18 protein-coding genes and 1 tRNA gene are annotated in these 23,019 nt (G+C 60.3%); 12 read left to right on the top strand and 7 right to left on the bottom strand.

Annotated features, from left to right (window positions below; genetic code table 11):
* The first annotated feature begins 706 nt into the window (after positions 1-706).
* Both katG and E4656_RS06445 read left to right on the top strand, forming a co-directional pair.
* On the top strand, positions 707-2,935 hold the full coding sequence (gene katG, locus E4656_RS06450) for a catalase/peroxidase HPI (protein ID WP_135482176.1): 2,229 nt from the start codon (positions 707-709) through the stop codon (positions 2,933-2,935).
* A 148-nt stretch (positions 2,936-3,083) separates the two neighbouring features.
* Positions 3,084-4,793, top strand: coding sequence for an FAD-dependent oxidoreductase (locus tag E4656_RS06445; RefSeq protein WP_135482174.1), 1,710 nt, complete (start codon positions 3,084-3,086; stop codon positions 4,791-4,793).
* Here E4656_RS06445 and E4656_RS06440 read toward each other — a convergent pair.
* Together E4656_RS06440 and E4656_RS06435 are read right to left on the bottom strand one after the other, a co-directional pair.
* The gene (locus E4656_RS06440; protein WP_167855958.1) at positions 4,787-5,236 is read right to left on the bottom strand and encodes an META domain-containing protein; all 450 of its coding nucleotides are present in this window, start codon (positions 5,234-5,236) and stop codon (positions 4,787-4,789) included. The genes E4656_RS06445 and E4656_RS06440 overlap by 7 nt on opposite strands.
* A gap of 1 nt (position 5,237) precedes the next feature.
* Entirely contained in the window at positions 5,238-6,248 is a 1,011-nt protein-coding gene (locus E4656_RS06435; RefSeq protein WP_135482170.1) for a diguanylate cyclase domain-containing protein, read from the bottom strand.
* Positions 6,249-6,384: 136 nt separating this feature from the next.
* Here E4656_RS06435 and E4656_RS06430 point away from each other — a divergent pair, with 136 nt between their 5' ends.
* Positions 6,385-7,332 (top strand): D-2-hydroxyacid dehydrogenase, encoded by a 948-nt coding sequence (locus E4656_RS06430; RefSeq protein ID WP_135482168.1) that lies wholly within the window; start codon positions 6,385-6,387, stop codon positions 7,330-7,332.
* Here E4656_RS06430 and E4656_RS06425 read toward each other — a convergent pair whose 3' ends face one another.
* Both E4656_RS06425 and E4656_RS06420 read right to left on the bottom strand, forming a co-directional pair.
* Entirely contained in the window at positions 7,333-8,958 is a 1,626-nt protein-coding gene (locus E4656_RS06425; protein ID WP_135482166.1) for an L-lactate permease, read from the bottom strand.
* A gap of 72 nt (positions 8,959-9,030) precedes the next feature.
* On the bottom strand, positions 9,031-10,032 hold the full coding sequence (locus E4656_RS06420) for a GlxA family transcriptional regulator (protein WP_135482164.1): 1,002 nt from the start codon (positions 10,030-10,032) through the stop codon (positions 9,031-9,033).
* A 99-nt stretch (positions 10,033-10,131) separates the two neighbouring features.
* On the opposite strand from E4656_RS06420, the gene E4656_RS06415 reads away from it, so the two are divergent.
* The 7 genes from E4656_RS06415 (at position 10,132) to E4656_RS06385 (ending at position 16,801) form a co-directional block, all read left to right on the top strand.
* The gene (locus E4656_RS06415) at positions 10,132-11,988 is read left to right on the top strand and encodes a beta-ketoacyl synthase (RefSeq protein ID WP_135482163.1); all 1,857 of its coding nucleotides are present in this window, start codon (positions 10,132-10,134) and stop codon (positions 11,986-11,988) included.
* A 119-nt stretch (positions 11,989-12,107) separates the two neighbouring features.
* Positions 12,108-12,184 (top strand) — tRNA-Val (locus tag E4656_RS06410).
* Between the two features lie 112 nt (positions 12,185-12,296).
* The gene (thrS, locus tag E4656_RS06405; RefSeq protein ID WP_135482161.1) at positions 12,297-14,222 is read left to right on the top strand and encodes a threonine--tRNA ligase; all 1,926 of its coding nucleotides are present in this window, start codon (positions 12,297-12,299) and stop codon (positions 14,220-14,222) included.
* The gene (gene infC / locus E4656_RS06400) at positions 14,176-14,769 is read left to right on the top strand and encodes a translation initiation factor IF-3 (RefSeq protein WP_476703731.1); all 594 of its coding nucleotides are present in this window, start codon (positions 14,176-14,178) and stop codon (positions 14,767-14,769) included. Before thrS ends, infC begins: the two co-directional genes overlap by 47 nt.
* A gap of 107 nt (positions 14,770-14,876) precedes the next feature.
* On the top strand, positions 14,877-15,071 hold the full coding sequence (gene rpmI, locus E4656_RS06395) for a 50S ribosomal protein L35 (protein WP_135482159.1): 195 nt from the start codon (positions 14,877-14,879) through the stop codon (positions 15,069-15,071).
* 37 nt (positions 15,072-15,108) lie between these two features.
* Positions 15,109-15,468, top strand: a complete 360-nt coding sequence (gene rplT / locus E4656_RS06390; RefSeq protein ID WP_135482157.1) for a 50S ribosomal protein L20 — start codon at positions 15,109-15,111, stop codon at positions 15,466-15,468.
* Positions 15,469-15,652: 184 nt separating this feature from the next.
* On the top strand, positions 15,653-16,801 hold the full coding sequence (locus E4656_RS06385; RefSeq protein ID WP_205849108.1) for a PQQ-dependent sugar dehydrogenase: 1,149 nt from the start codon (positions 15,653-15,655) through the stop codon (positions 16,799-16,801).
* Between the two features lie 58 nt (positions 16,802-16,859).
* Here the strand turns inward: E4656_RS06385 and E4656_RS06380 are convergent, their stop codons facing one another.
* Positions 16,860-17,777 (bottom strand): hypothetical protein, encoded by a 918-nt coding sequence (locus E4656_RS06380; protein WP_135482155.1) that lies wholly within the window; start codon positions 17,775-17,777, stop codon positions 16,860-16,862.
* A 212-nt stretch (positions 17,778-17,989) separates the two neighbouring features.
* Here E4656_RS06380 and E4656_RS06375 point away from each other — a divergent pair, with 212 nt between their 5' ends.
* On the top strand, positions 17,990-18,463 hold the full coding sequence (locus E4656_RS06375; RefSeq protein WP_135482154.1) for a Dps family protein: 474 nt from the start codon (positions 17,990-17,992) through the stop codon (positions 18,461-18,463).
* A 68-nt stretch (positions 18,464-18,531) separates the two neighbouring features.
* Here E4656_RS06375 and E4656_RS06370 read toward each other — a convergent pair whose 3' ends face one another.
* Positions 18,532-19,302, bottom strand: a complete 771-nt coding sequence (locus E4656_RS06370) for a ferredoxin--NADP reductase (protein WP_135482152.1) — start codon at positions 19,300-19,302, stop codon at positions 18,532-18,534.
* Positions 19,303-19,415: 113 nt separating this feature from the next.
* Between E4656_RS06370 and E4656_RS06365 the strand changes: the two genes are divergently transcribed.
* Entirely contained in the window at positions 19,416-20,285 is an 870-nt protein-coding gene (locus E4656_RS06365; protein WP_135482314.1) for a LysR family transcriptional regulator, read from the top strand.
* Between the two features lie 229 nt (positions 20,286-20,514).
* On the opposite strand, the gene E4656_RS06360 is transcribed toward E4656_RS06365, so the two are convergent.
* Positions 20,515-23,013, bottom strand: coding sequence for a S49 family peptidase (locus tag E4656_RS06360; protein WP_167855957.1), 2,499 nt, complete (start codon positions 23,011-23,013; stop codon positions 20,515-20,517).
* Positions 23,014-23,019 lie beyond the last annotated feature (6 nt).

Here is a 23,019-nt window from a genome sequence, read left to right as displayed (position 1 = left end):
CAGCGCATCGCCGATGGTAGTGTGGGGTATCCCCATGTGAGAGTAGGTCATCGTCAAGCGCCTAACAGAAGACCCCACCAACCCGGCCCTCGTGCCGGGTTTTTTGGTTTTGGGGGCTGGCCCCCTGCCGTGGGAGCGCACCCCGTGCGCGATGGGCGGCGCTGATGGCGCGACCGCCGGGCGGTGGTGTACTGAACCGCAGACCGTGCACGGCCAGGGACGGCCGTGCTCGAGCTGTCAGGGATGACGGTTTTTGCGTGTCTGCGGTCAGTGCACCCCGCCATCAGGCGGATCCAGCCACCCCAAAAATCGGCCAGGGGCTGGCCTCCTACCGTGGGAGCGCACCCCGTGCGCGATGAGTGACCCCAGCCACCTCAGCATCGGCCAGGGGCTGGCCTCCTGCCGTGGGAGCGCACCCCGTGCGCGATGAGTGACACCAGCACAACCCCCGCAGGCAGTGCTGTTCAATCAACTATAGCCAATAACTATCAAATCATTGATCAAAGGTAACTGGTATCAATGGAATGGTGTGCTATACCTTGTCAGAGGTTGTGAAAAGTCGAGCGACGTCAATCTGTATGAGTCGCTGATGTTGTTGTCCCACAGGCGGTGCCAGCAGTTGCGCCGCAAAGGGTACAGAAGATCAGTGGTCAGGCTCGGCTTGAACAATCCGTTCGATCAGGCAACCGACACACCGGAGAAAGTTATGGGTGAGAATAAAGAGCAAGGTGCTGCAGGCAAGTGCCCAGTCATGCATGGTTCACGGACCCGTCTGGGTACCACGGGTACCGCCAATCAGGATTGGTGGCCCGAGCAGCTTAATCTGAATATCCTGCACCAGCATCATCCGAAGTCCAACCCCCTGGGGGACGACTTCGATTACGCTGAAGAGTTCAAGAAGCTGGACCTGGCGACCGTCAAGAAGGACATCGAAGATGTCCTGAAAGACTCCCAGGACTGGTGGCCGGCCGATTACGGTCATTACGGCCCGTTCATGATCCGTATGGCCTGGCACGCGGCAGGTACCTACCGTACCGGTGACGGGCGCGGTGGTGCAAACACCGGTAACCAGCGCTTTGCGCCGCTGAACAGCTGGCCCGACAACGGCAATCTGGACAAGGCTCGCCGTCTGCTGTGGCCGATCAAGCAGAAGTACGGCAACAAGCTTTCCTGGGCCGATCTGTTCGTTCTGACCGGCAACGTGGCGTTGGAATCCATGGGCTTCAAGACCTTCGGTTTTGCCGGCGGCCGGGAAGACATTTTCCAGCCGGAAGAAGATGTGTACTGGGGGGCTGAAAAAGAGTGGCTGGCTACCAGCGACAAGCCCAACAGCCGCTACAGCGGTGACCGTGATCTGGAACGGCCGCTGGCTGCAGTGCAGATGGGTCTGATCTACGTCAACCCGGAAGGTCCTGACGGCAACCCGGATCCGCTGGCCTCAGCGCGCGACATTCGTGAAACCTTTGCCCGCATGGCCATGGACGACTATGAAACCGTGGCTCTGACCGCTGGTGGTCACACCTTCGGCAAGACGCACGGTGCCGGCCCGGATAGCCATGTAGGCCCGGAGCCTGAAGCGGCCCCGATCGAAGAGCAGGGTCTGGGCTGGATCAGCTCCTACAAGAGCGGGAAGGGCCGAGACACCATTACCAGTGGCCTGGAAGGTGCCTGGACACCAACGCCAACCAAGTGGGACATGAGCTACTTCGACGTCCTGTTCGGTTATGACTGGGAGCTGTCCAAGAGCCCGGCTGGTGCGCAGCAGTGGGTGCCGAAGAATCTGAAAGACGAGCACAAGGCACCGGACCCGGAAGACAAGGCTTCCAAGGTCGGGATCATGATGTCCACCGCCGACATGGCGATGCGTGAAGATCCGGCATACCGCAAAATTGCTCAGCACTTCCACAAGAACCCGGAAGAGTTCGCTGATGCCTTTGCACGTGCCTGGTTCAAGCTGACGCACCGGGATATGGGTCCGAAATCCCGTTACCTCGGTCCGGAAGTGCCGGCGGAAGATCTGATCTGGCAGGATCCGGTGCCCGCAGTTGATCACGAGCTGGTCAATGCGCAGGACATCAAGGATCTGAAAGGCAAGATTCTGGCCTCAGGCCTGACAGTATCGGAACTGGTCTATACAGCCTGGTCCTCGGCATCCACTTTCCGCGGGTCCGACATGCGCGGTGGTGCCAACGGTGCCCGCATCCGCCTGGCCCCGCAGAAAGACTGGGAAGTGAACCAGCCGGATCAACTGGCCAGAGTACTGAAGGCGCTGGAAGGCATCCAGAAGGACTTCAACAGCGCTCAGTCCGGCAACAAGAAGGTGTCGCTGGCGGATCTGATCGTGCTGGGCGGCAGTGCCGCCGTTGAGAAAGCGGCGCAGGATGCCGGTCACAGCATCGAAGTGCCGTTTGCGCCGGGTCGTACCGACGCCACTGCGGAGCAGACCGATGCGGACTCCTTCGAGTTCCTCAAGCCGGAAGCCGACGGGTTCCGCAACTATCGTCGGGCCGCTTTCACTGTGGCTGATGAAGAAATGCTGGTCGACAAGTCCCAGTTGCTGGGTCTGAGTGCACCGGAAATGACGGTTCTGGTTGGTGGCATGCGCGTGCTGGATGCCAACTACAAGCAGACCAAACACGGTGTCTTTACCAGGACGCCCGGCAAGCTGACCAATGACTTCTTCGTCAACCTGACCGACATCAACACCGAGTGGAAGCCCAGGGCGGGTGAAGACAACCTGTATGAAGGTCGTGATCGCAAGACCGGAGACGTCAAGTGGACAGGCACTCGTGTCGATCTGATCTTCGGCTCCAACTCGCAGTTGCGGGCGCTGGCCGAAGTGTATGCCCAGAACGACGCGAAGGAGAAGTTCGTCAAGGATTTCGTTGCTGCCTGGACCAAGGTGATGAACGCAGATCGTTTCGATCTGAGCTGATCACTGCCGGCTGCCCGGTCTGCCGGTGCAGACCGGGCAATTGGTTGCAACAGCGCCCTCCGGGGCGCTGTTTTTGTTTCTGCATCTGTCACTGCGGCATTTTTTCCGCTAGCTTGGAGTGACAGGTCAACAGGCAGGACAGGTGGCTATGGCAGATGAGCAGGGTGGTGCAGGGCAGTCAGACTATGATGTCGTCATTGTCGGCAGTGGTTTCGGTGGCAGCGTGGCTGCACTCCGTCTGGTGGAAAAAGGGTATCGGGTGCTGGTACTGGAGGCCGGTCGGCGTTTTGACGAGCGCTCGCTGCCGAGAACCTCCTGGCAGCTCCGCTCCTTCCTGTGGGCACCCTGGCTGGGTTGCCTGGGTATTCAGCGGCTGACGCTGCTGCGCAATGCCTTCATTCTGTCCGGAGCGGGCGTCGGCGGTGGTTCACTGGTGTACGCCAATACTCTGTACGAACCTCCAGCACCCTTCTATCAGGACCTGCAGTGGCGCCATATCACCGACTGGCAGCAGGAACTCGCACCTCATTACGATCAGGCCAGACGTATGCTGGGTGTGACCACCAACCCGACCCGCACGCCCTCTGATGAGGCCATGCTGGCCGTGGCCGAGGAGATGGGTGTGGCGGATACCTTTCGGTCCACACCGGTGGGGGTCTGGTTCGGAGCCCCGGGACAGCGCACCGCAGACCCCTATTTCGGGGGCAAGGGACCGGAGCGCACGGGGTGCATCGAGTGTGGCGAATGCATGACCGGATGCCGCCATGGCGCCAAGAACACGCTGCTGACCAACTACCTCTATCTGGCTGAACAGGCCGGCGCCCGAGTGCTGGATCGCATGGAAGTGCAGGCCATCCGGCACCTGGCCGATGGCCGCATCAGCATCGAGGCCCGTCGCAGTGGTGCCCCGTTGACGCGTCTGCGCCGCCGTCAGCGCTTTGTGGCGGCGGATGTGATACTGGCGGCCGGAACCCTGGGTACCCAGCGCCTGCTGCATCGCATGCAGGCTGCCGGCCACTTGCCGTCACTGTCCCCCCGGCTGGGGGAACTGACACGGACCAATTCCGAAGCCATTATCGGCGCCAGAACCTTTCGCAAGGGGGTCGATTATACGCGCGGGGTGGCCATCACCTCTTCGTTTCATCCCACCCCGGACACCCATATTGAGCCGGTACGTTACGGTCGCGGCAGCAACTTCATGGGCCTGCTGACCACAGCCCTGGCCGACGGTGATCGCTGGCGATTCAGCGGCTGGGTGCGGGAGTGGTGCCGCCACCCGGTGGGGCAGCTGCGCAATCTGATCCTGCGCCGCTGGTCAGAACAGTCGGTGATCGCATTGGTCATGCAACCGCTGGACAATTCGCTGACGTGCTACCTGAAGAGGGGCCTGCTGGGACGGCGCCTGACATCACGCCAGGGCCATGGCAAACCCAATCCGAGCTGGATTCCGGCCGGGCACGACGCAGTGCGCAGGTTGGCCCGAAAGATGGGCGGTATCCCGCTGGGGTCCTGGGGTGATCTGTTCAATGTGCCCATGACGGCGCATATTCTTGGCGGTGCGGTGATCGGGGAAGGTCGTGAAACCGGTGTCATCGACCCCTATCACCGTGTCCATGGCTACCCTAATCTGCATGTGGTCGACGGCGCTGCGATATCGGCCAATCTGGGCGTGAATCCCTCGCTGACGATTACCGCTCAGGCCGAACGGGCGCTGTCTTTCTGGCCCAACAGGGGTGAGGTCGACCCCAGGCCGGCTCCGGGTGAGCCCTACCGCAGGCTGTCGCCGGTGGCGCCGCATTCACCGGTGGTGCCGGCCGACGCGCCGGCGGCCCTGCGCTGGGCCCGGGGCGATCACTGACGCTGGTAGGTCCAGATCTCGCCCTGGGTGTTCTGCAGAATGAGTCGATCGCCATCAAGGCGGTAGCCGTTGTTGGAGCGCAGGGCGGACAGGTAGCGACGTTCCAGGGCGGTAATCCGCGGGTCGCTGATCCGGCACTGGGCCCGATCCGCCGCCGCCCGCTCCAGGCGCAGCCAGCCGGTACTCACTCTGGCCTCTCCCCGCCAGCGGTTGCAGGCCACCTGACCGTCGGCCCGCCCATCGGCATGCAGACGCAGGGTAAAAGGCGGTCGGCTGTCGCCCAGGCTGAAGCGCAGAGTACCGTGCTGCACTTCGATCAGTGCCCAGTCGCCGGTCAGTCCCTGATCGGATCGGCCGTCGGAGCTGGCCATGCTGCCGCAGGCTGCCAGCAACAGCAGGGCAGGAACCAGGGTCAGGGCCAGCCAGCGATGCAAGTGTTTCATCTCAGTGATCCTGTGATCCGGCAGACGCTTCAGGGCGGGGTGCCCGCTCGCGTTTGCGCCTGTACATGTCATGGTCGGCTGCGGCCAGCCACTGGTCCACCGACAGTGGTTTGTGCTGACGCTCTGCATCAGGGTCGATGATAACGCGGCCGATGCTGACCCCGACATGATGCGTGTGCCTGTCGGTGACCACGGGGCGCGTTACCGCCGCTTCCAGTTTGCCGATGATACTGTCCAGATCGGTTTCCGCCTGCATGTGCTCTATGATGGCGGCAAACTCGTCACCACCGATACGGGCGATGGAATCCTCCTCGCGCAGTGATTCCTGCAATCGGCGTGCAATCAGTTGCAGCACCTGGTCACCTTCCTGATGGCCGGCATGGTCGTTCACCCGCTTGAAGTCATCCAGGTCCAGATAGAGCAGGGCGACCTTCATGCCATGGCGGCGCCCCCTGGAGAGGGCAGATTCCATGCGATCAAAGAACAGGATGCGATTGGGCAGATCTGTCAGGTTGTCATGATGCGCCAGATGATACATCTGGCTGCGCATCTTGTGCTGCTCGTCGATATCACGCGCGATGCCGTAGAAGCCCAGAATGCGTCCGCGCTCATCCCGCTGCAGGTTGACCATCACCTCGACCCACAGGCTGCTGCCATCCTTGCGAATATACTTGAGTTCCGTACGTGGAAAGCGCAATTCCCGGGTCTGCAGGACATGCCGGATTTCCTCGTAAGAGGCAGAGGCCGAACCTCTGGAGGCCACTGTATCCAGCGGCTGACCGATGATTTCCTCCGGGCGATAGCCCAGCATGGCCTCCACCGATGGGTTCACATAACGAAAACGACCTGCGACATCGATAATCCAGATGAAATCGTGGGCGCTGTCCGCCAGGTGGCGGAACTGGTTCAGGGTGCGGCGCTGGTTGCGCAGGCGCAGCCAGAGCCAGACGGCGACCACGAGTGTGGTCAGAAAAAGTGCTGCCAGGGCTGTAATGAGCATCTGTGTAGACACGAGGCACCAATCCGGTTGTGGGCCAGGCGGTCGCGGTGTATGCCTGACGTATCCCTATAGGTGTTAAGATACCCGCAAAACCCCTTGCTCCGCCAGCATTGTGGCGACTAATTGAGCACAGAACACAGGAGCATGCATGAGCAGAAAACTGATTGCCGTGACCAGCCATCGCCGTGAACAGTGGAGGGCCCTGCTGGAGGCCCAGTCAGACTGGCCGACCGAACTGGTTTTTGACGATGATCCAGACTTCGAGGCGCGCGCCGGAACAGCCGAAATACTTTTTGGTGATACCCCGGAAGGGGCGCACTGGCTGCCCAGACTGCCCAGTATCCGCTGGTTCCATACCAGCTACTCAGGTGTGGACGCCCTGTTGCCGCACCGGGATCGCTTCCATTCCGACCTGCTGGTAACCAACACCCGGGATATTGCAGGCCCGCATATCGCCGAATACATCCTGGGTCATGTGCTGAACATCACCCGCATGATCACGGAGTTTCATGAATACCAGAAAGCGCAGGACTGGCAATGGCAGGATTACGACTCCATCAGCGAGTCGGCCTGCCTGATACTGGGTACCGGTGCCATCGGCCAGGTGGTGGCTGAACGGCTGACGCCCTGGTTCGCCCGCGTCGACGGGCTCAGTCGCAGTGGCGAGCCCAAGGCTCCGTTTGCCCGGGTATCAGCCTGGCCAGCGCCGCCGGCTGCTCTGGGTGACTACCGGGTGGTGGTCAATACACTGCCCCGCACGCCCGACACGGAAGACAGCGTCAATGCCGACTTTCTGCACCGGTTGGCGCCGAATGCCATCTTTATCAACACCGGTCGGGGTGAAACCCTGGTCGATGATGACCTGCTGGCGGCCCTGAATGCGGAGCCGGGACGCCGGGCGGTACTCGATGTGTTCCGGGACGAACCGCTGCCGCAGGCGCATCCGTTCTGGCATCATCCGCAGATTACCGTGACGCCGCACGTGGCGGCGCTGAGCCGGCCCGACTGGGTGCTGCCGATCTTTCGCGACAACCTGGACCGTTATCTGGCGGGAGAGCCCCTGCGCAACAGGGTCGATCTGGCGCGCGGCTACTGATCAGAACGTCGGCCACCAGGCCAGCAGCGCCGTGGCCACGGCACCGGCAGCCAGCGCGTAGTACAGCATTGGCAGGAGGGTATAGCGAATGATATCGCCTTCGCGGCCCACCAGGTTGACCACACTGGCCGCGGCGACAACATTGACCACGCAGATCATGTTGCCGGCATTGGCGCCCAGCAGTTGCAGGGCCAGAACCAGGGTTTCAGGCAGTCCGGTCTGCACGGCGACCGACTGCTGGAAGGAGGCAAACATCATGTTGGAGAAGGTCGCCGAGCCGGCAATGAACGACCCCAGGGCGCCGACAAAGGGCGCCGCCCACAGCCATTGATCGGCCAGACCGCCGGCCGCCAGGGTCGCCAGTTCCAGTGGCATGGACTGCAGACCGGCCGCATTGAGATCGGATTGCAGGAAGATCCGCACCATGGGCACTGCCGTGGCCAGCGCAATCACCGAGGGACCCAGCGAGCGCGCCGTGGTCCTGATGGCACTGAACCAGGGTTGGACTGACTGCCGCTGCAGCCAGGCGCCGGCAAGAGCCGTCAGCAGAAACAGGGTGCCCGGCAGGTACAGCGGCGCCATAGAAGCCGAAATGTCGGTGCCCAGAATCTGCCGCCATTCCAGCGTGACCCCACTCAGCCAACCCTGCAGTGGCAGAATGGTCAGCCGGGTGACAATCAGCAGGGCCGCCACCAGCAGATAGGGCATCCAGGCCCGTACCAGTGACAGGGGTTGCTCATCAGTCGGCGTCAGTTCCAGAGTTCGATCCCGATCCGCATCCGAAAAATACCAGGGCGTGCGCGGCTGCAGCCAACCCCGGCGCGCGCACAGGGTCATCAGCGCCAGGCCGCTCAGGCCGCCGATGATGGACGGGAACTCGGGCCCCAGAAAGCGGGCTACCAGCCAGGCGGGCACCGTAAACGCCAGGCCAGCGGCCAGCGCAAAAGGCCAGACAGCGAGCCCGGCGCGCCAGGAGCACCACTTGGATTCAGTGGCGAAAAACCGGGTCAGCATGACACACATGATCAGCGGCAACAGCGAAGCGACAAGAATGTCGATGCTGATGGCCTGCACGGCAATGGCCTGAACCTGATCCGGCGTGGCGCCAGGCAGGCCCTGGCCGATGCCCACGATCACCGGTGTGCCCACCGCACCGAAGGACACCGGGCTGGAGTCGGCCACCAGCGCCAGTACTACCGCAGACAGTGGCGTGAAGCCCAGCGCCACCAGCAGCGGGGCGCCGATGGCGGCCGGCGTGCCAAACCCCGAGGCGCCTTCCAGAAAGGCACCAAACAGCCAGGCGATGATCACCAGTTGTATACGCCGGTCCGGCGACACACCGCTGAAGCCGGCGCGAATGGCATCCAGGGCTCCGGTTGCCCGCAGCACATTCAGCAGCACAATGGCGCCGAAGATGATCCAGAGAATGGTTGCCGCCACTACCAGTCCTTCCAGGGCGGCAGCGCTCACCTGCAGCAGCGGCATGCGCCAGATCAGCAGAGCCATGGCTGCAGACAGAATCAGACTCAGCGGCATGGCGCGGGTAGCCGGCAGACGCAGAATGACCAGAAACAGCAGTACGCTGAGTACAGGCATGGCGGCCGTGATGAATTGCAGCAGAGTCATATTGCATCCTTGTCCAGAGAGTCCGGCATGAGATGACCATAGCAGATCAGACAGATCAGGCCATGATCTGCATCAAGACCCGGCACCGCTTCTGCTGTGCACACTGAATTGCTTGGCCCGGGTCACCCGTCGATAGTCATTGGGCGTAATGCCGGCGCGTTGCCGGAACAGGCGGATAAAGTAGGACGGGTCGCTGAAGCCCAGCAGGCTGCTGATTTCCTGAATGCTCAAATTGGTCTCGCGCAGCATCTCCTCGGCACGCAGCAGACGCAGTTGCAACCAGTACTGCTTGGGTGATTCTCCGGTCGCCTGCACGAAGCGGCGCGACAGGGTACGAGGGGTCAGTCCCACGACCCGGCTCAGTTCAGTCAGGGAAAAGGGCTGATCCAGCCGCTCCAGCAGCCAGGCCTGGGCGGCCACAATATCCTCGTCATCATGTTGCAGGCCACCCAGACGGTAGTAGGGCTGGCTCAGGGTGCGGCTGACCTCGTGTGAGAAATGGCGCTCGATCACGCCCATGATGTCCTCGTCATACCAGGTGCGGATAAAGTAGAGCACCAGGTCGGTCAGCGCATTGACGCTGCCGGCACAATAGATATCACGATCCCAGGTGATGCTCTGGCGGGGACGTAGCAGCACGTCCGGGTAGCGCTGCGCAAAGCGGGAAAAATAGTACCAGTGGGTCGTGGCCACACGCTGATCCAGTATGCCGCTCTCGGCCAGCAGACAGACCCCGGTACCCGTGGCCACAACGGGTATACCCTGACGGACGGCCTGGGCCAGCTCGGCAATCAGATCCGGGTAGCGGTTGAGCATTGGCAGCGGGTTGCCCCACAATGGCGGTACCACAATATGGTCACAGACTTTCAGGTCAGTCCAGCGACCCTGGGCGCGCAGATGCAGGCCGCCGGCCACCTGTTCGCCGAGTCCGTCCTGGGTCAGCACGCGGAATACCGGGGTCGGGCCGGACCTGTGTCGAGCCCGGGCCAGTTGCGAGGCGGCCTGCAGCATTTCACAGGGCAGCGTAATGCCGGTGGCCAGAGTGCGGGGCAGAGTGACAAAACCGATAATCATGGCGTGAACGTCATACAGAATGGCCTGAACATTATATACCCTTGACCGACGGCTGCACTAGACTGCGTTCAACGCTTCACTATTCAGGATGAGGAATCAATGACAGCTCTGCCCGTCATCGTTGGTTTCGGCGGCGTCAATGCTGCCGGTCGCAGTGCCTTTCATCATGGCTATCGGCGCATGGTCGAAAGCGCCTTGTCCGAACGCAGCATGGCACCCACCTGGGAGAGTCTGGCCCAGATGATGGGGCTCGACACCCATGGGGGGCTGACGCCGGAACTGATAGAACTGATGCGCCAGGGCACACTGGTTCGACGCATCGAAAAGGTTCATTTTGATGTGGATGCCGTGCTCAGTCAGAACCGGGCGGACCTTGATGCCGGTCAGGGTGGCTTTCTGTTCAGAGCCAAACGCAGCCAGTTACCGTCTCACCTGCCTGACAACTGGCAGATCGTGCGCGAAGAAGGCAAGACGGTGTCCATCCAGGTCAGCGGTGTCACCACAGCACTTTTCCCGGACTACAACGCCTATCCGGTAACCAGCGCCGGGCAGTCCCCCAACGGATTCAGCGCAGCGCGCCTGTACCGGTCCATGCATCACCCGAGAGCACTGTCACAGGCGGTTTACGGGGCCTCCGATGCCATCCAGTCGCTGGGCATCGACTGGCAGGACATCCTGCGTCATGTGCGCCCTGACGAGATCGCCGTCTATGCTGGCAGTGCGCTTGGTCAGGCTGATGCCGCGGGATTTGGCGGCCTGTACCAGAACAGCCTCACCGGGGGGCGCACCAGTTCCAAGATGATGGCGCTCAGCTTTGCCGAAATGGCCGCCGACTTCATCAATGGCTATATGATCAACTCGGTCGGCAGCACCGGCACCAATATCGGGGCCTGTGCCACCTTTCTCTACAACCTGCGCCAGGGCGTGATGGACATTCAGGCGGGCAAGGCTCGGGCCGTCATTGTCGGCAATACCGAAGCCCCGGTGGTGCCTGCCATCATGGAAGGCTTCAATGTCATGGGGGCGCTGGCCACCGATGAAGAGCTGAAGAAGCTGGATGGTTCTGACACGGTCCACAACCGTCGGGCCTGTCGCCCCTTCTCTACCAATGCGGGTTTTACGATAGCCGAATCGTCCCAGTTCCTGATTCTGATGGATGACCGACTGGCGCTGGAGATGGGAGCCACCATCTATGGGTCAGTGCCGGATGTGTTCGTCAACGCCGATGCCAACAAGAAATCCATTTCGGCACCGGGTGTAGGCAACTACATCACCATGGCCAAGACGGCGGCCCTGCTGAACAACTTGCTGGGCGAGGGCGGGCTGCGCCAGACCTTTGTCCAGGCGCATGGCACGGGTACTCCACAGAACAGGGTGACTGAATCGCATATTCTCAACGAGGTTGCACGCCTGCACGGTCTTGATGACTGGGCGGTCACGGCGGTGAAGGCCTATGTCGGCCACTCTCTGGGGCCGGCGGCCGGCGACCAGATCATGTCCACACTGGGTGTATGGGCGGAGGGCGTGATACCGGGTATCACCACCATCGATCACATTGCCTCCGATGTGCACCACAGCCACCTGAATATCCTGCAGGACCACTTGGACCTGGGTGACCCTGCGGCCATGCGCGCCTGCCTGGTAAACTCCAAAGGGTTTGGTGGCAACAACAGTACCGCAGCTCTGTTGTCGCCTCAGGAAACCCTGACCATGCTGGGCCGGCGCCACGGCGAGAAGGCCCTGACGGACTATCGCAGCCGCAATGAAGCCGTTGCGGCAGCACAGGCAGACTATGATGCCCGGGCGGTGCGTGAAGGTGTGCCGATTATCTATCGATTCGGTGAGTCGGTCATGGATGATTCTGACGTCAGCCTGTCACTGAATGAGCTGGGTCTCAGTGAATTCCAGCAAAGCATCAGTCTGGATGGTCGTCATCCCTATGACGACTTGATCTAGAGTCCCGACTGGTTAATTCGGCGCTCTCAGAAAACCAGTGAAATCAAGGTGCTAGCGAAATTGAGGTGCTTTCAGTAGTTGACAGCACCGGTGCATTCAGTAGAATGCGCGGCAGATACAGGAACGTAGCTCAGTTGGTTAGAGCACCACCTTGACATGGTGGGGGTCGTTGGTTCGAATCCAATCGTTCCTACCAGATTGCAAAAGGCTCGCCACCCGGCGAGCCTTTTTGTTTGCAGTTCACCGGGCGTTTCGCCTGCAAGTCATGTGGCCCCTGGTATGGGTCACCACTGAACCGGAGCATTAGCATGCCTGTTATTACCCTGCCTGACGGCAGTCAGCGCCAGTACGACAAACCCGTCTCCATTCTCGAAGTTGCGCAGGATATCGGCCCCGGCCTGGCCAAAGCCACCTTGGCCGGCACCATCAATGGCGTCGAACATGATGCTGTCGACCTGATCACCGAAGACGCCAAGGTCACCATCATCACGCCGAAAGATGACGCCGGGCTGGACATCATCCGTCACTCCTGCGCGCACCTGCTTGGGCATGCCATCAAGCAGCTGTATCCGGACGCGAAGATGGCCATCGGGCCGGTTATCGACAACGGCTTCTACTATGATATCGAGATGGACAAGAAGCTGTCCGAGGATGATCTGGAAGCGCTGGAAAAGCGCATGCTGGAGCTGGCCAAAACCGACTATGACGTGGTCAAGCGCAAGGTCAGCTGGCAGGAAGCCTATGATACCTTCAAGGATCGGGGCGAGCCCTACAAGCAGGCGATTCTGGAAGAGGACATTGACCGCGCCGACCAGCCGGGCCTCTACCACCATGAAGAATATATCGACATGTGTCGCGGGCCGCACGTGCCCAACATGCGTTTCTGCCATCATTTCAAGCTGATGCGGGTCTCCGGTGCCTACTGGCGCGGTGATGCGCAGAATACCCAGCTGCAGCGCATCTATGGCACTGCCTGGGCGGACAAGAAACAGCTCAAGGCCTATCTGAAGCGCCTGGAAGAAGCCGAGAAACGGGACCACCGCAAGCTGGGCAAGCAGCTCGACCTGTTCCACTGGCAGGAAGAAGCGCCGGGCATGGTGTTCTGGCACCAGAAGGGCTGGACCATGTATCAGGTGGTCGAATCCTACATGCGCGACAAGCTGGTCGAATATGACTATGAAGAAGTCAGGGCGCCCATGATCATGGATGTCTCCATGTGGGAGAAATCCGGCCACTGGGACAAGTACCAGGACAACATCTTCGCCACCGAATCCGAAAAGCGCACCTATGCGGTCAAGCCGATGAACTGCCCGGGTCACCTGCAGATCTTCAATCAGGGGCTCAAGAGCTACCGTGATCTGCCGTACCGCATGGCCGAGTTCGGCGTGGTGCATCGCAACGAGGCCTCGGGTGCTCTGCACGGGCTGATGCGCGTGCGCTCGTTCACTCAGGATGATGCTCACGTATTCTGCACCGAAGAGCAGATCCTGGATGAAGTCACAGCCTGTATCCGGATGCTTTATGACGTCTATCGGGATTTTGGCTTCGAAGGCGACAGTATCGACATCAAGCTGTCCACCCGGCCGGAGAAGCGCATTGGCAGCGATGCGGTCTGGGACAAGTCGGAACAGGCACTGGCTGATGCGCTGGACAAGAATCAGTTGGAATTCGACTACCAGCCCGGTGAGGGTGCCTTTTACGGGCCCAAGATAGAGTTCACTCTCTATGATTCACTGGGCCGAGGCTGGCAATGTGGTACTATTCAGCTCGATTTCTCCATGCCGGGCCGTCTGGGGTCCCAGTATGTCGCGGAAGATGGCTCGCGCAAGGAGCCGGTGATGATTCACCGGGCCATTCTCGGGTCGCTGGAGCGCTTTATCGGCATATTGATCGAAGAATATGCCGGCGCCATGCCGGTCTGGCTGGCACCGGAGCAAGTGATGGTGTGCAATATCACCGACAGTCAGGCAGACTATGTCAAATCAGTGCGCCAATCTCTCCGTATGGCGGGGTTCCGCGCCACTGCGGACTTGAGAAACGAGAAAATCGGCTTTAAAATCCGCGAGCACACTTTACAGAAGATTCCCTACGTCGTCGTTGTCGGCGACAAAGAAGTGGAATCGCAGCAGGTAGCCGTGCGCACCCGGTCGGGAGAAGACCTGGGCGCCATGTCGTTGCAGGCCTTTATTGACCGCCTGCGCGACGAGGCTGACCTGCTGGGTCGCAAACAGTAACGGAGAGAGCGCTATCAAGAACGCCAAAGGTCGCAAGGGCAAACGCAATCCGGTCAATGATCAGATTGAGGCCACTGAATGCCGACTGATTGATCAGGAAGGGGAGCAGGTCGGTATCGTCGATATGGCCACGGCTCGCCAGAAGGCGGAAGATGCAGGTCTGGATCTGGTCCAGATCGCGGATTCCGACCCGGTCGTCTGCAAGATCATGGACTACGGCAAGAAAATCTTCGAAGAGAAGAAAGCTCGTGCCGCCGCCAAGAAGAAGCAGAAACAGACGCAGATCAAGGAAATGAAGTTCCGTCCCAACACGGACGACGGCGATTACCAGATCAAGTTGCGCAACCTCATCCGTTTTCTGGAACAGGGTGACAAGGCTAAAGTATCTCTGCGTTTCCGGGGCCGTGAAATGGCCCATCAGGAGCTGGGTATGCAGCTCATGCAGAGAGTAGAAGCAGATCTTGAAGAGTACGGCACCGTGGAACAGCGGCCCAAGATGGAAGGCCGCCAGATGATCATGGTGCTGGCTCCTGTCAAGAAGAAGTAGGGCAGTTGCAGCCTGCGCTGCCCTGTTAAACCCAGGCAACCGCTAGCCCGAACGCCGGTTCGACCGGCGAGGCGCGAAACGGTCTTTTCCCTTAGCTGGAGTATACAATGCCTAAAATGAAGAGTGTTTCCGGCGCTGCAAAGCGCTTCAAGAAAACCGCGAACGGCTTCAAGCACAAGCAGTCATTTCGCAGTCACATCCTGACCAAGAAGCCGCAGAAGCGTAAGCGTCAGCTGCGCAACATGCAGATGGTCGACAAGTCGGACGTAGCACTGGTCCGTCGGATGCTGCCCTACATTTGATTGTTTTTCCCATTCTTTATTGAACAGGACTTGAAATATGCCTCGCGTAAAACGTGGTGTGACCGCACACCGTCGTCACAAGAAAATTCTTGATCTGGCCAAGGGCTACTATGGTGCCCGCAGCCGTGTATTCCGTGTTGCCAAGCAGGCGGTTATCAAGGCCGGTCAGTACGCCTACCGCGACCGCCGTCAGCGCAAGCGTCAGTTCCGTGCCCTGTGGATTGCCCGTATCAACGCCGAAGCGCGTCAGAATGGTCTGTCCTACAGCCGCTTCATCTCTGGCCTGAAAAAAGCCAATGTGGAGATCGACCGCAAGGTGCTGGCCGACATCGCCGTATTTGAAAAGCCGGCCTTTGCCGCGCTGGCCGAACGCGCGAAGAAAGAACTGGCCGCCTGATCGCCTGATCCGGCTCCGCTGTGACAGAAAACCACCGTCAGCCCGGCTGGCGGTGGTTTTTTTGTGCCTGCTGACAAACCCATCTTTGCACTTCCCTTTCCGTTGCAGACCGGCTGCGGGTTTGTGAGCACTGACCCGGGCTTCTACACTGAAAGGCTGTTGAATGGTGTCAAGGAGTTGCATCGTGAGTTCAAACGCAGACAAAGATTCGAGCAGCAGGCCCCGGCAGGCTTTTCATATGGGGCTCGCGGCTCTGGTAACCCTGGCTGCTGTCGGGGGCACGCAGGCGGAGACCTACAGCAGTGACCATCATGACTTCAGCCTGGAAGTCGTGACCGATGGCCTGGAGCATCCCTGGAGCCTGGCTTTTCTGCCTTCCGGCGATATTCTGGTGACCGAACGTCCGGGCCGCCTGCAGGTGGTTCGGGACGGCGAGCGGTATACCGAAGTCAGCGGGTTGCCGCAGGTGAGCGCGCAGGGGCAGGGCGGCCTGCTCGATATCGCCCTGCACCCCGACTTTGCAGACAACGGCTGGCTCTACATGAGCTATGCGGCCGAGACCTCGGACGGCGGTCTGCATACCCACCTGGCGCGAGGGCAGTACAGTGAGGGCGAGCTGAGTGATGTCGAAGTGCTGTTTGCCGGTGAGCCGGGCATGTCCGGCGGGCGCCATTTCGGCTCGCGGATCGTGTTTGACGATCAGGGCTATCTCTACCTGACCATTGGCGATCGCGGCGTCATGGACTCGGCTCAGGACACCATGGGCCATGCCGGCACCACGGTGCGGCTGCATGATGACGGCTCAGTGCCCGATGACAATCCCTTTGTCGGTGACGACAGTGGGTTGGATGAAATCTACACCTGGGGCAATCGCAATGCCCAGGGCATGGTGATTCATCCCGACACCGGCGAAGTCTGGCAGCATGAGCACGGACCGCGCGGTGGTGACGAGATCAATATCATCCGTGGCGGCCTGAACTATGGCTGGCCGGTCGTCACCACAGGTACCAACTATGACGGCTCTACCATTACCGAAGAAACCAGCCACCCGGACATGGAAGACTTCATCATCGACTGGACACCGTCCATAGCGCCTTCCGGCATGGCGTTCTATACCGGCGACCAGTTCCCGGACTGGGAGGGTGATCTCTTTGTCGGTGCGCTGGCCGGACAGCGGGTGCAGCGCCTGCGCTTTGACGGCGAGGAACTGGTGGAACAGGAAGACCTGCTGCTGGATTTTGCCCGTATCCGTGATGTTCGGGACGGTCCGGACGGCACCCTCTGGCTGCTCACCGACGAGTCCAACGGCCGTCTGATCCGCCTGGTGCCCTGAACCGAGGTTATCGAAGGGGGCCGTGCTGATCCGGTCAGCACGGCCCTGGCACGGGGTCTCAGTAGGTGATGGTCTCGGTGGTGCCGTCGGCGTAGGTCGCCTCTGCGGTAGCGCAATCCTGATTGAAGATCAGTGTGAGAACGACGTCGTCCGTGCTGTCAGTGACCTCCACAGTACCGTGCTCGAAACCACCATCCGAACACAGGGTCAGTTCCGTGGACTCGAAGGTCACATAGCCGTGTTCCTCGTGGTAGACCCGGGCGTCCACGTCATAGGCGTTGTTGCTTTCGACCACGAAGGTATCGGTCAGTTGATAGGTGGTGCCGGCATCCGAGTAGGTGTCATACAGCGAGCAACTGACCTGCGGTGTGTCAATATCGGAACAACTGAAAGTGGTCGTCAGGTGATAGGTTTCGCCGCGGTAGTTGAAAGTGACGTTATAGTCGTAGGTCCAGTCCGTCTCGGTCCAACTGAAGTTGACAGTACCGTCGATGATGGCGATACCTTCCGGCGTGTTGATCTGGCAGTTGTTGTAGCTGATCTGCATGTCCCCGGTGGGGTCACCTCCACCAGGCCCCTGTGTGGTATCGAAGTCGACCGAGCCGCCGGCCTGGCAGACCGGGTCGGAACTGCGGGCCTGAATGGATTCGCTGTCGGTACCGTTTTCCGGGGTTTCGGGCAGCAGGCCGGATTGGTCCAGAATCCATTCCTCGTAGTCCTGAGTAATGCCTGTGGTGGCAGGGGCGCTGAACGGCATGGTGTCCTGTGCCGTCTCGGTTGAGATGGCACGATCCGCCCCGGAAATGGTGGCCCTGGCCAGATCCTCGGCGTTGCTGTCGTCCAGCGTGGCGGCATCTGTATTGCCACTGTAACTGAGGTCATTGTCGTTGCTGCCAGAGCTGCTGTCATTGCAGCCAGCCAGGGCCAGAAGCAGCAGTACCAGGCCAGTTGTGGTTGAAAATCGGATAGAAAGCATCTGTCGGTTCTCCTGTCGATTGTTCGAGTAGTCCATCAAGTCGCAATGACTCAGAATGCGATGACCAACCTAGCAGGAATCACTTACACGCCAATTACATTTCAACGGTTTTAAGATAGTTATTATTTATCGAATTGTTTACTTATGATTTGTTGAGACAATGAAAGAGCTGGCCTAGACTTGCAGTGAAAGTTGCCGAAGGAGGTGCAAATATGAGTACCAACGCTATTGGACTCGAGAAAGAGCAGGCACAGATACTGGCACGCGGTCTCAACGACCTGCTGGCCAACTATCAGGTGTTCTACATGAATACCCGCGGCTACCACTGGAACATTCGGGGCAAGGATTTCTTCGAACTGCATGTGAAGTTCGAGGAACTCTATACCGATCTGCTGACCAAGATCGACGAAATCGCCGAGCGTATTCTGACTCTGGGTGAGCAGCCGGAACATACCTATTCATCCTATCTAGAGGCGGCTGCCATCAAGGAAAGAACCCATGTCAGTGACGGCACGGAGGCGGTCAGCCAGATACTGGAGGCGTTCAGAACCGTGATTGCCAGGCAGCGTGCGGTACTGTCGCAGGCGGCAGAGGCCGACGATGAGGGTACCTCTGCACTGATGAGCGACTACATCCGGGAACAGGAAAAGCAGGTCTGGATGTACAGTGCCTATCTGAACCGATGAAATAATCGGTTCCACCATAAAAAAACCCGGCATGCGCCGGGTTTTTTGTATCCGATCAGTGTGACCGGTCAGCCGACGAAGGCCCGCTCGATGACAAACTGGCCCAGGTTGCCATGCCGGGTTTCCTTGAAGCCCCAGTCCTTGAGGATGCCGGTGGTGTCTTTCAGCATGGCCGGGCTGCCGCAGATCATGAAGCGGTCGTCTTCGATTGTCGGCGCGGGTACGCCGAGGTCGTCAAACAGGCGACCCGAGGTCATCAGATCCGTGATGCGGCCCTGATTTTCATAGGGCTCACGGGTCACGGTCGGGTAGTAGAGCAGCTTGTCACTGATCATGTCGCCGAAAAATTCGTTGTTGGGCAGGTCTTCCCGGATTTCCTGCTGGTAGGCCAGCTCGGAAACATGGCGCACGCCGTGGACCAGAATGACGCGCTCATACAGTTCGTAGACTTCCGGGTCCTTGATGATGCTCATGAAGGGCGCCAGGCCGGTACCGGTGGCCAGCATGTAGAGGTTCTTGCCCGGCAGCAGATCATCAGTAATCAGCGTGCCGGTCGGCTTGCGGCTGATCAGAATCTCGTCACCGGGTTCGATCATTTGCAGACGGGAGGTCAGCGGACCATCGGGCACCTTGATGCTGAAGAACTCCAGTTCCTCTTCATAGTTGGCACTGGCAATACTGTAGGCACGCATCAGGGGCTTGCCGTCCACTTCAAGACCCAGCATGGTGAAGTGACCGTTCTTGAAACGGAAACCGGGGTCACGGGTGGTCTTGAAGCTGAACAGGCTGTCGTTCCAGTGATGGACGTCCAGTACGCGCTCTTTCTCCAGTGTGGCCATGGGGCTGAACACCTCCTGCTTATACGGTTTGATTTTGAATTGACGCCATCATAGACATTTTCTTAATATAGGAAAAACGACTTATTTCTATATTTGATATCCATTTTATGAATATACGATTCACGCTGCGCCAACTGTCCGTCTTTCTGGAGACCGCTCGCACCGGCAAGATCAGCCATGCAGCCGAGCGCCTGAGCCTGTCGCAGTCGGCAGCCAGCAACGCCCTGAAGGAACTGGAGCGACAGTACGGCATTCTGCTGTTCGATCGGGTGGGCAAGCGGCTGGTGCTGAATGACCTCGGACGGGCCATACGCCCGCGCGCCGAGGCGCTGCTGGATCAGGCCGAGGATCTGGAACAGGACCTGCTGCAGCAGACCGACCTGGGCGAGCTCAAGGTAGGAGCGACGCTGACTATCGGCAACTATCTGGCGGTGGGTATTCTCACCCAGTATCGGAGCGAGCATCCGCATGCGCGCATCGGCCTGGAGGTGGCCAACACCTCGCAGATCGTGGACAAGGTGGCCAATTTCGAGCTGGATATAGGGATGATCGAGGGCGAAGTGAATCATCCTGATCTGGAACTGATACCCTGGCAGAACGACGAACTGGTGATTATCTGTGCGCCCGATCATCCCTGGGCCGGCCGACCCTGGCTGACCGACGAGGACCTGGTGCGGGCGCGCTGGATACTGCGCGAATCCGGCTCCGGCACCCGGCAGGCATTTGACCGGGCCATGCATGGACTGCTGGCCCAGTTCGAACCACCGCTGGAGCTGCAGCATACCGAAGCCATCAAGCGTGCCGTGGAGGCCGGTCTGGGGCTGGGCTGCCTGTCACGGCTCACCCTGCAGGAAGCCTTTGCCCGCGGCAGCCTGGTGCCGCTGCCCGTGCCGCAGCGGCCGATGGACCGCCAGTTCTATCTGGTGCTGCACCGCAACAAGTTTCGCAGCCGGGCGATAGAGCAGTGGATCAATCTATGTTAGTAGACAGTCAAAAGTCGACAGTAGACAGTGAAAAGCAGTTCTATGGCCATTGAAAGATCTGCGTCAGCAAGGGGTGATCAGCATCCTGCATGATTCACCCACAGAGCGCTCGTTGCCAAGGTACAACTGTCTTCTGTCGACTGTTATCTGTCTACCGTTTGCTGTCGACTGTTATCTGTCTACCGTTTGCTGTCGACTGTCATCTGTCTACCGTTACCGCTGTCTACTTCTAATCGACCCCCAACAACCGATAGGGAATAACCGCCTGCGGCTGGCCGCGATGCTCTATCAGGTGCCGCAGGTATTCATCCAGGCTGTCGGGGCCGTGGAACGGCATGATCATGGGTTCCTCATCGCCCACAAGTTCCAGCAGGTCGCGTACCGAGGTGATCTGCATGCCCGGCCCCTGCACGATGTCGAGCTTGTCGTCAGGCGCGATACCGGCCCGGTCGCGGGCCAGTTCAATCGCATCCAGCAGGCTGCCCAGATCGTCAATCAGGCCCAGCTCCAGAGCTGCTTCGCCACTGTGGATACGCCCGCCTGCCACTGCCCTGACGTCGTCCCGGGACATGCCCCGGCCATCTGCAACCAGATTGATGAAGCGATCGTATTGCTGGTTGAGCCGGGTCACAGCGGCCTCCCGTTCGCTCTCGGTGTATGGACGCGCGGGCAGGGACAGCCCCACCAGCGGCAGGGTGACGCCGAACTGGGCATCGGCGGAGGCACCGCGCTGTACCGAGTCCGCGTTGAGGTGCAGACGATCACTGAAGCCGTCGTCCCACAGCCGGGCGCTGATCACACCAATGCTGCCGGTGGTGGTCAGCGGCGTGGCCAGGATATCCGTGGCATAGGCCGACACCCAGTAGCCCCCGGATGTGGCATAGCCACCCATGGACACGACCACCGGCTTCACGGCGGCGGTGCGCCGCACTTCATCGGCCACCATGTCAGCGGCCAGGATGCCGCCACCGGGAGAGTCCACTCGCAGTACGACAGCCGCCACGCTGCTGTCGTTGCGGGCCTGCCGCAGGGCCCGGGCGATGGTGCGGGCCCGCATGCCGCGGTCGGTATCGGTGGCGCCGGATGCATAGAGCACCGCAATCTGCGCACGTGGCCCCCAGCGGTCGTCCTGAGGTTCGCGGAAGGTGGTCAGGGCAGCGGGTGATATCCGCTGCTGGGGCCGGCGTTCGATCTCTGCCAGCACATTGTCGATACGCGGATACCGGGTCAGGCGGTCAACCACGCCGGCCTCTGTCAGTTCCCGTGGCGACAGATGCAGGCCGCGGTCAATCAGGCGATCGAACTCATCGGCGTTCAGGCCCCGGTTTGCAATCACGTCGGTTCGTATGCGCAGGTAGAAATCATCAATCAGCGCCTGGCGCTGCTCGCGGTCCGCTGCCGACATGTCGGTGCGGGAGAAGCTCTCCATGGCCGACTTGTAGTCCATCTCGCGCAGTTCATCGACGCCAATGCCCAGCCAGGCCAGCAGGTCGCCCAGATAGGTGCTGCCGGACACCAGGCCGGGTATGTAGAGGCTGCCGGAGGGGTCCATCACCACCACATCAGCGGCGGCGGTCATGTGCAGCTCGCTCATGCCCCCGTTCTCGATATAGAGCACCACCCGCTTGCCTTCGGCGCGGAAATTCTGCAGGGCATCAGTCAGCTCCCAGGCCATGCTGGGGGAGATGTTCATATTGGTGGTGTTGACCACGATGCCGTTGACGGTATCGTCCTGCCGCGCTGCATCGATGTAGTTCAGCTTGTCATACAGGGCCTTGCGCCGATCGAATACGGCGAAGCGCTGGTAGGCAATGCGGTCGTCCAGATTCAGATTCACGTAGCGGTTCGAGGTGCTGAACCACTCGTCGAAGACATTGCGCTCCCAGGCACCGAGGCGTACCGCAAAGCTGTTGTAGTCATCACCGTCGTCTACCCGATGGCGCTGGCTGGTGACCGAGCTGTGACCGAAACTGAATTGCAGGCCGGCGGTAATGGTGCCGCCGTCAAAATAGCGTCCGGCGATCTGCACGCCGGGCAGCACTTCGGAGCTGGCTCCGGCCGACCAGTCGCCGACCTGGCGATGGTCGGCATTGCCCCACACATAGTCACCAAAAACGGCCAGCTGTGGTGTGCCCAGTGGGCGCCATGCAGCGTCAGCCACGGCTTCGTAGTAGTCCAGGCCGGTGGAGACCCGACCGGTGACGCCAACGGACATCTGGCGCGACGGGCGGGTCAGGGTACCCAGCGTAAAATGGGTACGCAGATCATTGGTGCGGCGATCCCCCCGGTACCAGCCAATGCCGAAGCCGCTGGCGGCATCATCGGTACCTCCGCCAATGGCCAGTTGATACTGGTCGATACGATTGCCGGAACGGCGATCGCGGTCGAAGTTGAAACCGAAGCCGGGGCCGGCCAGGTTCAGGTTGAAGCGCTGGTCGTCATCCATGAACTCCTCTGCAGTCCAGGCCAGGGTGAGATCCGGCGCCTGCAGATAATGCAACTGAGCCGGGTTGTCGAGCCCGTAGAGCCCGAACTTCTGTGCCCCGGGCGCGGTCAGGGAAAACTCCGTGCGATCATAGTGGCGATAGAACCCCAGATCATCGGCCGCCAGGCCGGAGGCGGTGCCGGTCAGCAGGGTGACTGCCAGCAGGGTCACGATCAATGGGTTCGAACTCAGCGCGGCGGGACGAAAGGCGTCGGACCGGGGCACGACGGACAACAGTGACATGAGCAT

Origin of the sequence: Natronospirillum operosum, assembly GCF_004768465.1 — a bacterium.
GTDB classification, from domain to species: domain Bacteria; phylum Pseudomonadota; class Gammaproteobacteria; order Pseudomonadales; family Natronospirillaceae; genus Natronospirillum; species Natronospirillum operosum.
The sequence above is the reverse complement of the archived record's forward strand: the minus strand, read 5'-3'. Positions and strand labels throughout refer to the sequence as shown.

Bases quoted from the DNA above. Each gene is read 5' to 3' on its own strand.
- katG (WP_135482176.1), top strand. From the start codon at position 707: ATGGGTGAGAATAAAGAGCAAGGTGCTGCAGGCAAGTGCCCAGTCATG.
- E4656_RS06445 (WP_135482174.1), top strand. From the start codon at position 3,084: ATGGCAGATGAGCAGGGTGGTGCAGGGCAGTCAGACTATGATGTCGTC.
- E4656_RS06440 (WP_167855958.1), bottom strand. From the start codon at position 5,236: ATGAAACACTTGCATCGCTGGCTGGCCCTGACCCTGGTTCCTGCCCTG.
- E4656_RS06430 (WP_135482168.1), top strand. From the start codon at position 6,385: ATGAGCAGAAAACTGATTGCCGTGACCAGCCATCGCCGTGAACAGTGG.
- E4656_RS06425 (WP_135482166.1), bottom strand. From the start codon at position 8,958: ATGACTCTGCTGCAATTCATCACGGCCGCCATGCCTGTACTCAGCGTA.
- E4656_RS06420 (WP_135482164.1), bottom strand. From the start codon at position 10,032: ATGATTATCGGTTTTGTCACTCTGCCCCGCACTCTGGCCACCGGCATT.
- E4656_RS06415 (WP_135482163.1), top strand. From the start codon at position 10,132: ATGACAGCTCTGCCCGTCATCGTTGGTTTCGGCGGCGTCAATGCTGCC.
- thrS (WP_135482161.1), top strand. From the start codon at position 12,297: ATGCCTGTTATTACCCTGCCTGACGGCAGTCAGCGCCAGTACGACAAA.
- rpmI (WP_135482159.1), top strand. From the start codon at position 14,877: ATGCCTAAAATGAAGAGTGTTTCCGGCGCTGCAAAGCGCTTCAAGAAA.
- rplT (WP_135482157.1), top strand. From the start codon at position 15,109: ATGCCTCGCGTAAAACGTGGTGTGACCGCACACCGTCGTCACAAGAAA.
- E4656_RS06380 (WP_135482155.1), bottom strand. From the start codon at position 17,777: ATGCTTTCTATCCGATTTTCAACCACAACTGGCCTGGTACTGCTGCTT.
- E4656_RS06375 (WP_135482154.1), top strand. From the start codon at position 17,990: ATGAGTACCAACGCTATTGGACTCGAGAAAGAGCAGGCACAGATACTG.
- E4656_RS06370 (WP_135482152.1), bottom strand. From the start codon at position 19,302: ATGGCCACACTGGAGAAAGAGCGCGTACTGGACGTCCATCACTGGAAC.
- E4656_RS06360 (WP_167855957.1), bottom strand. From the start codon at position 23,013: ATGTCACTGTTGTCCGTCGTGCCCCGGTCCGACGCCTTTCGTCCCGCC.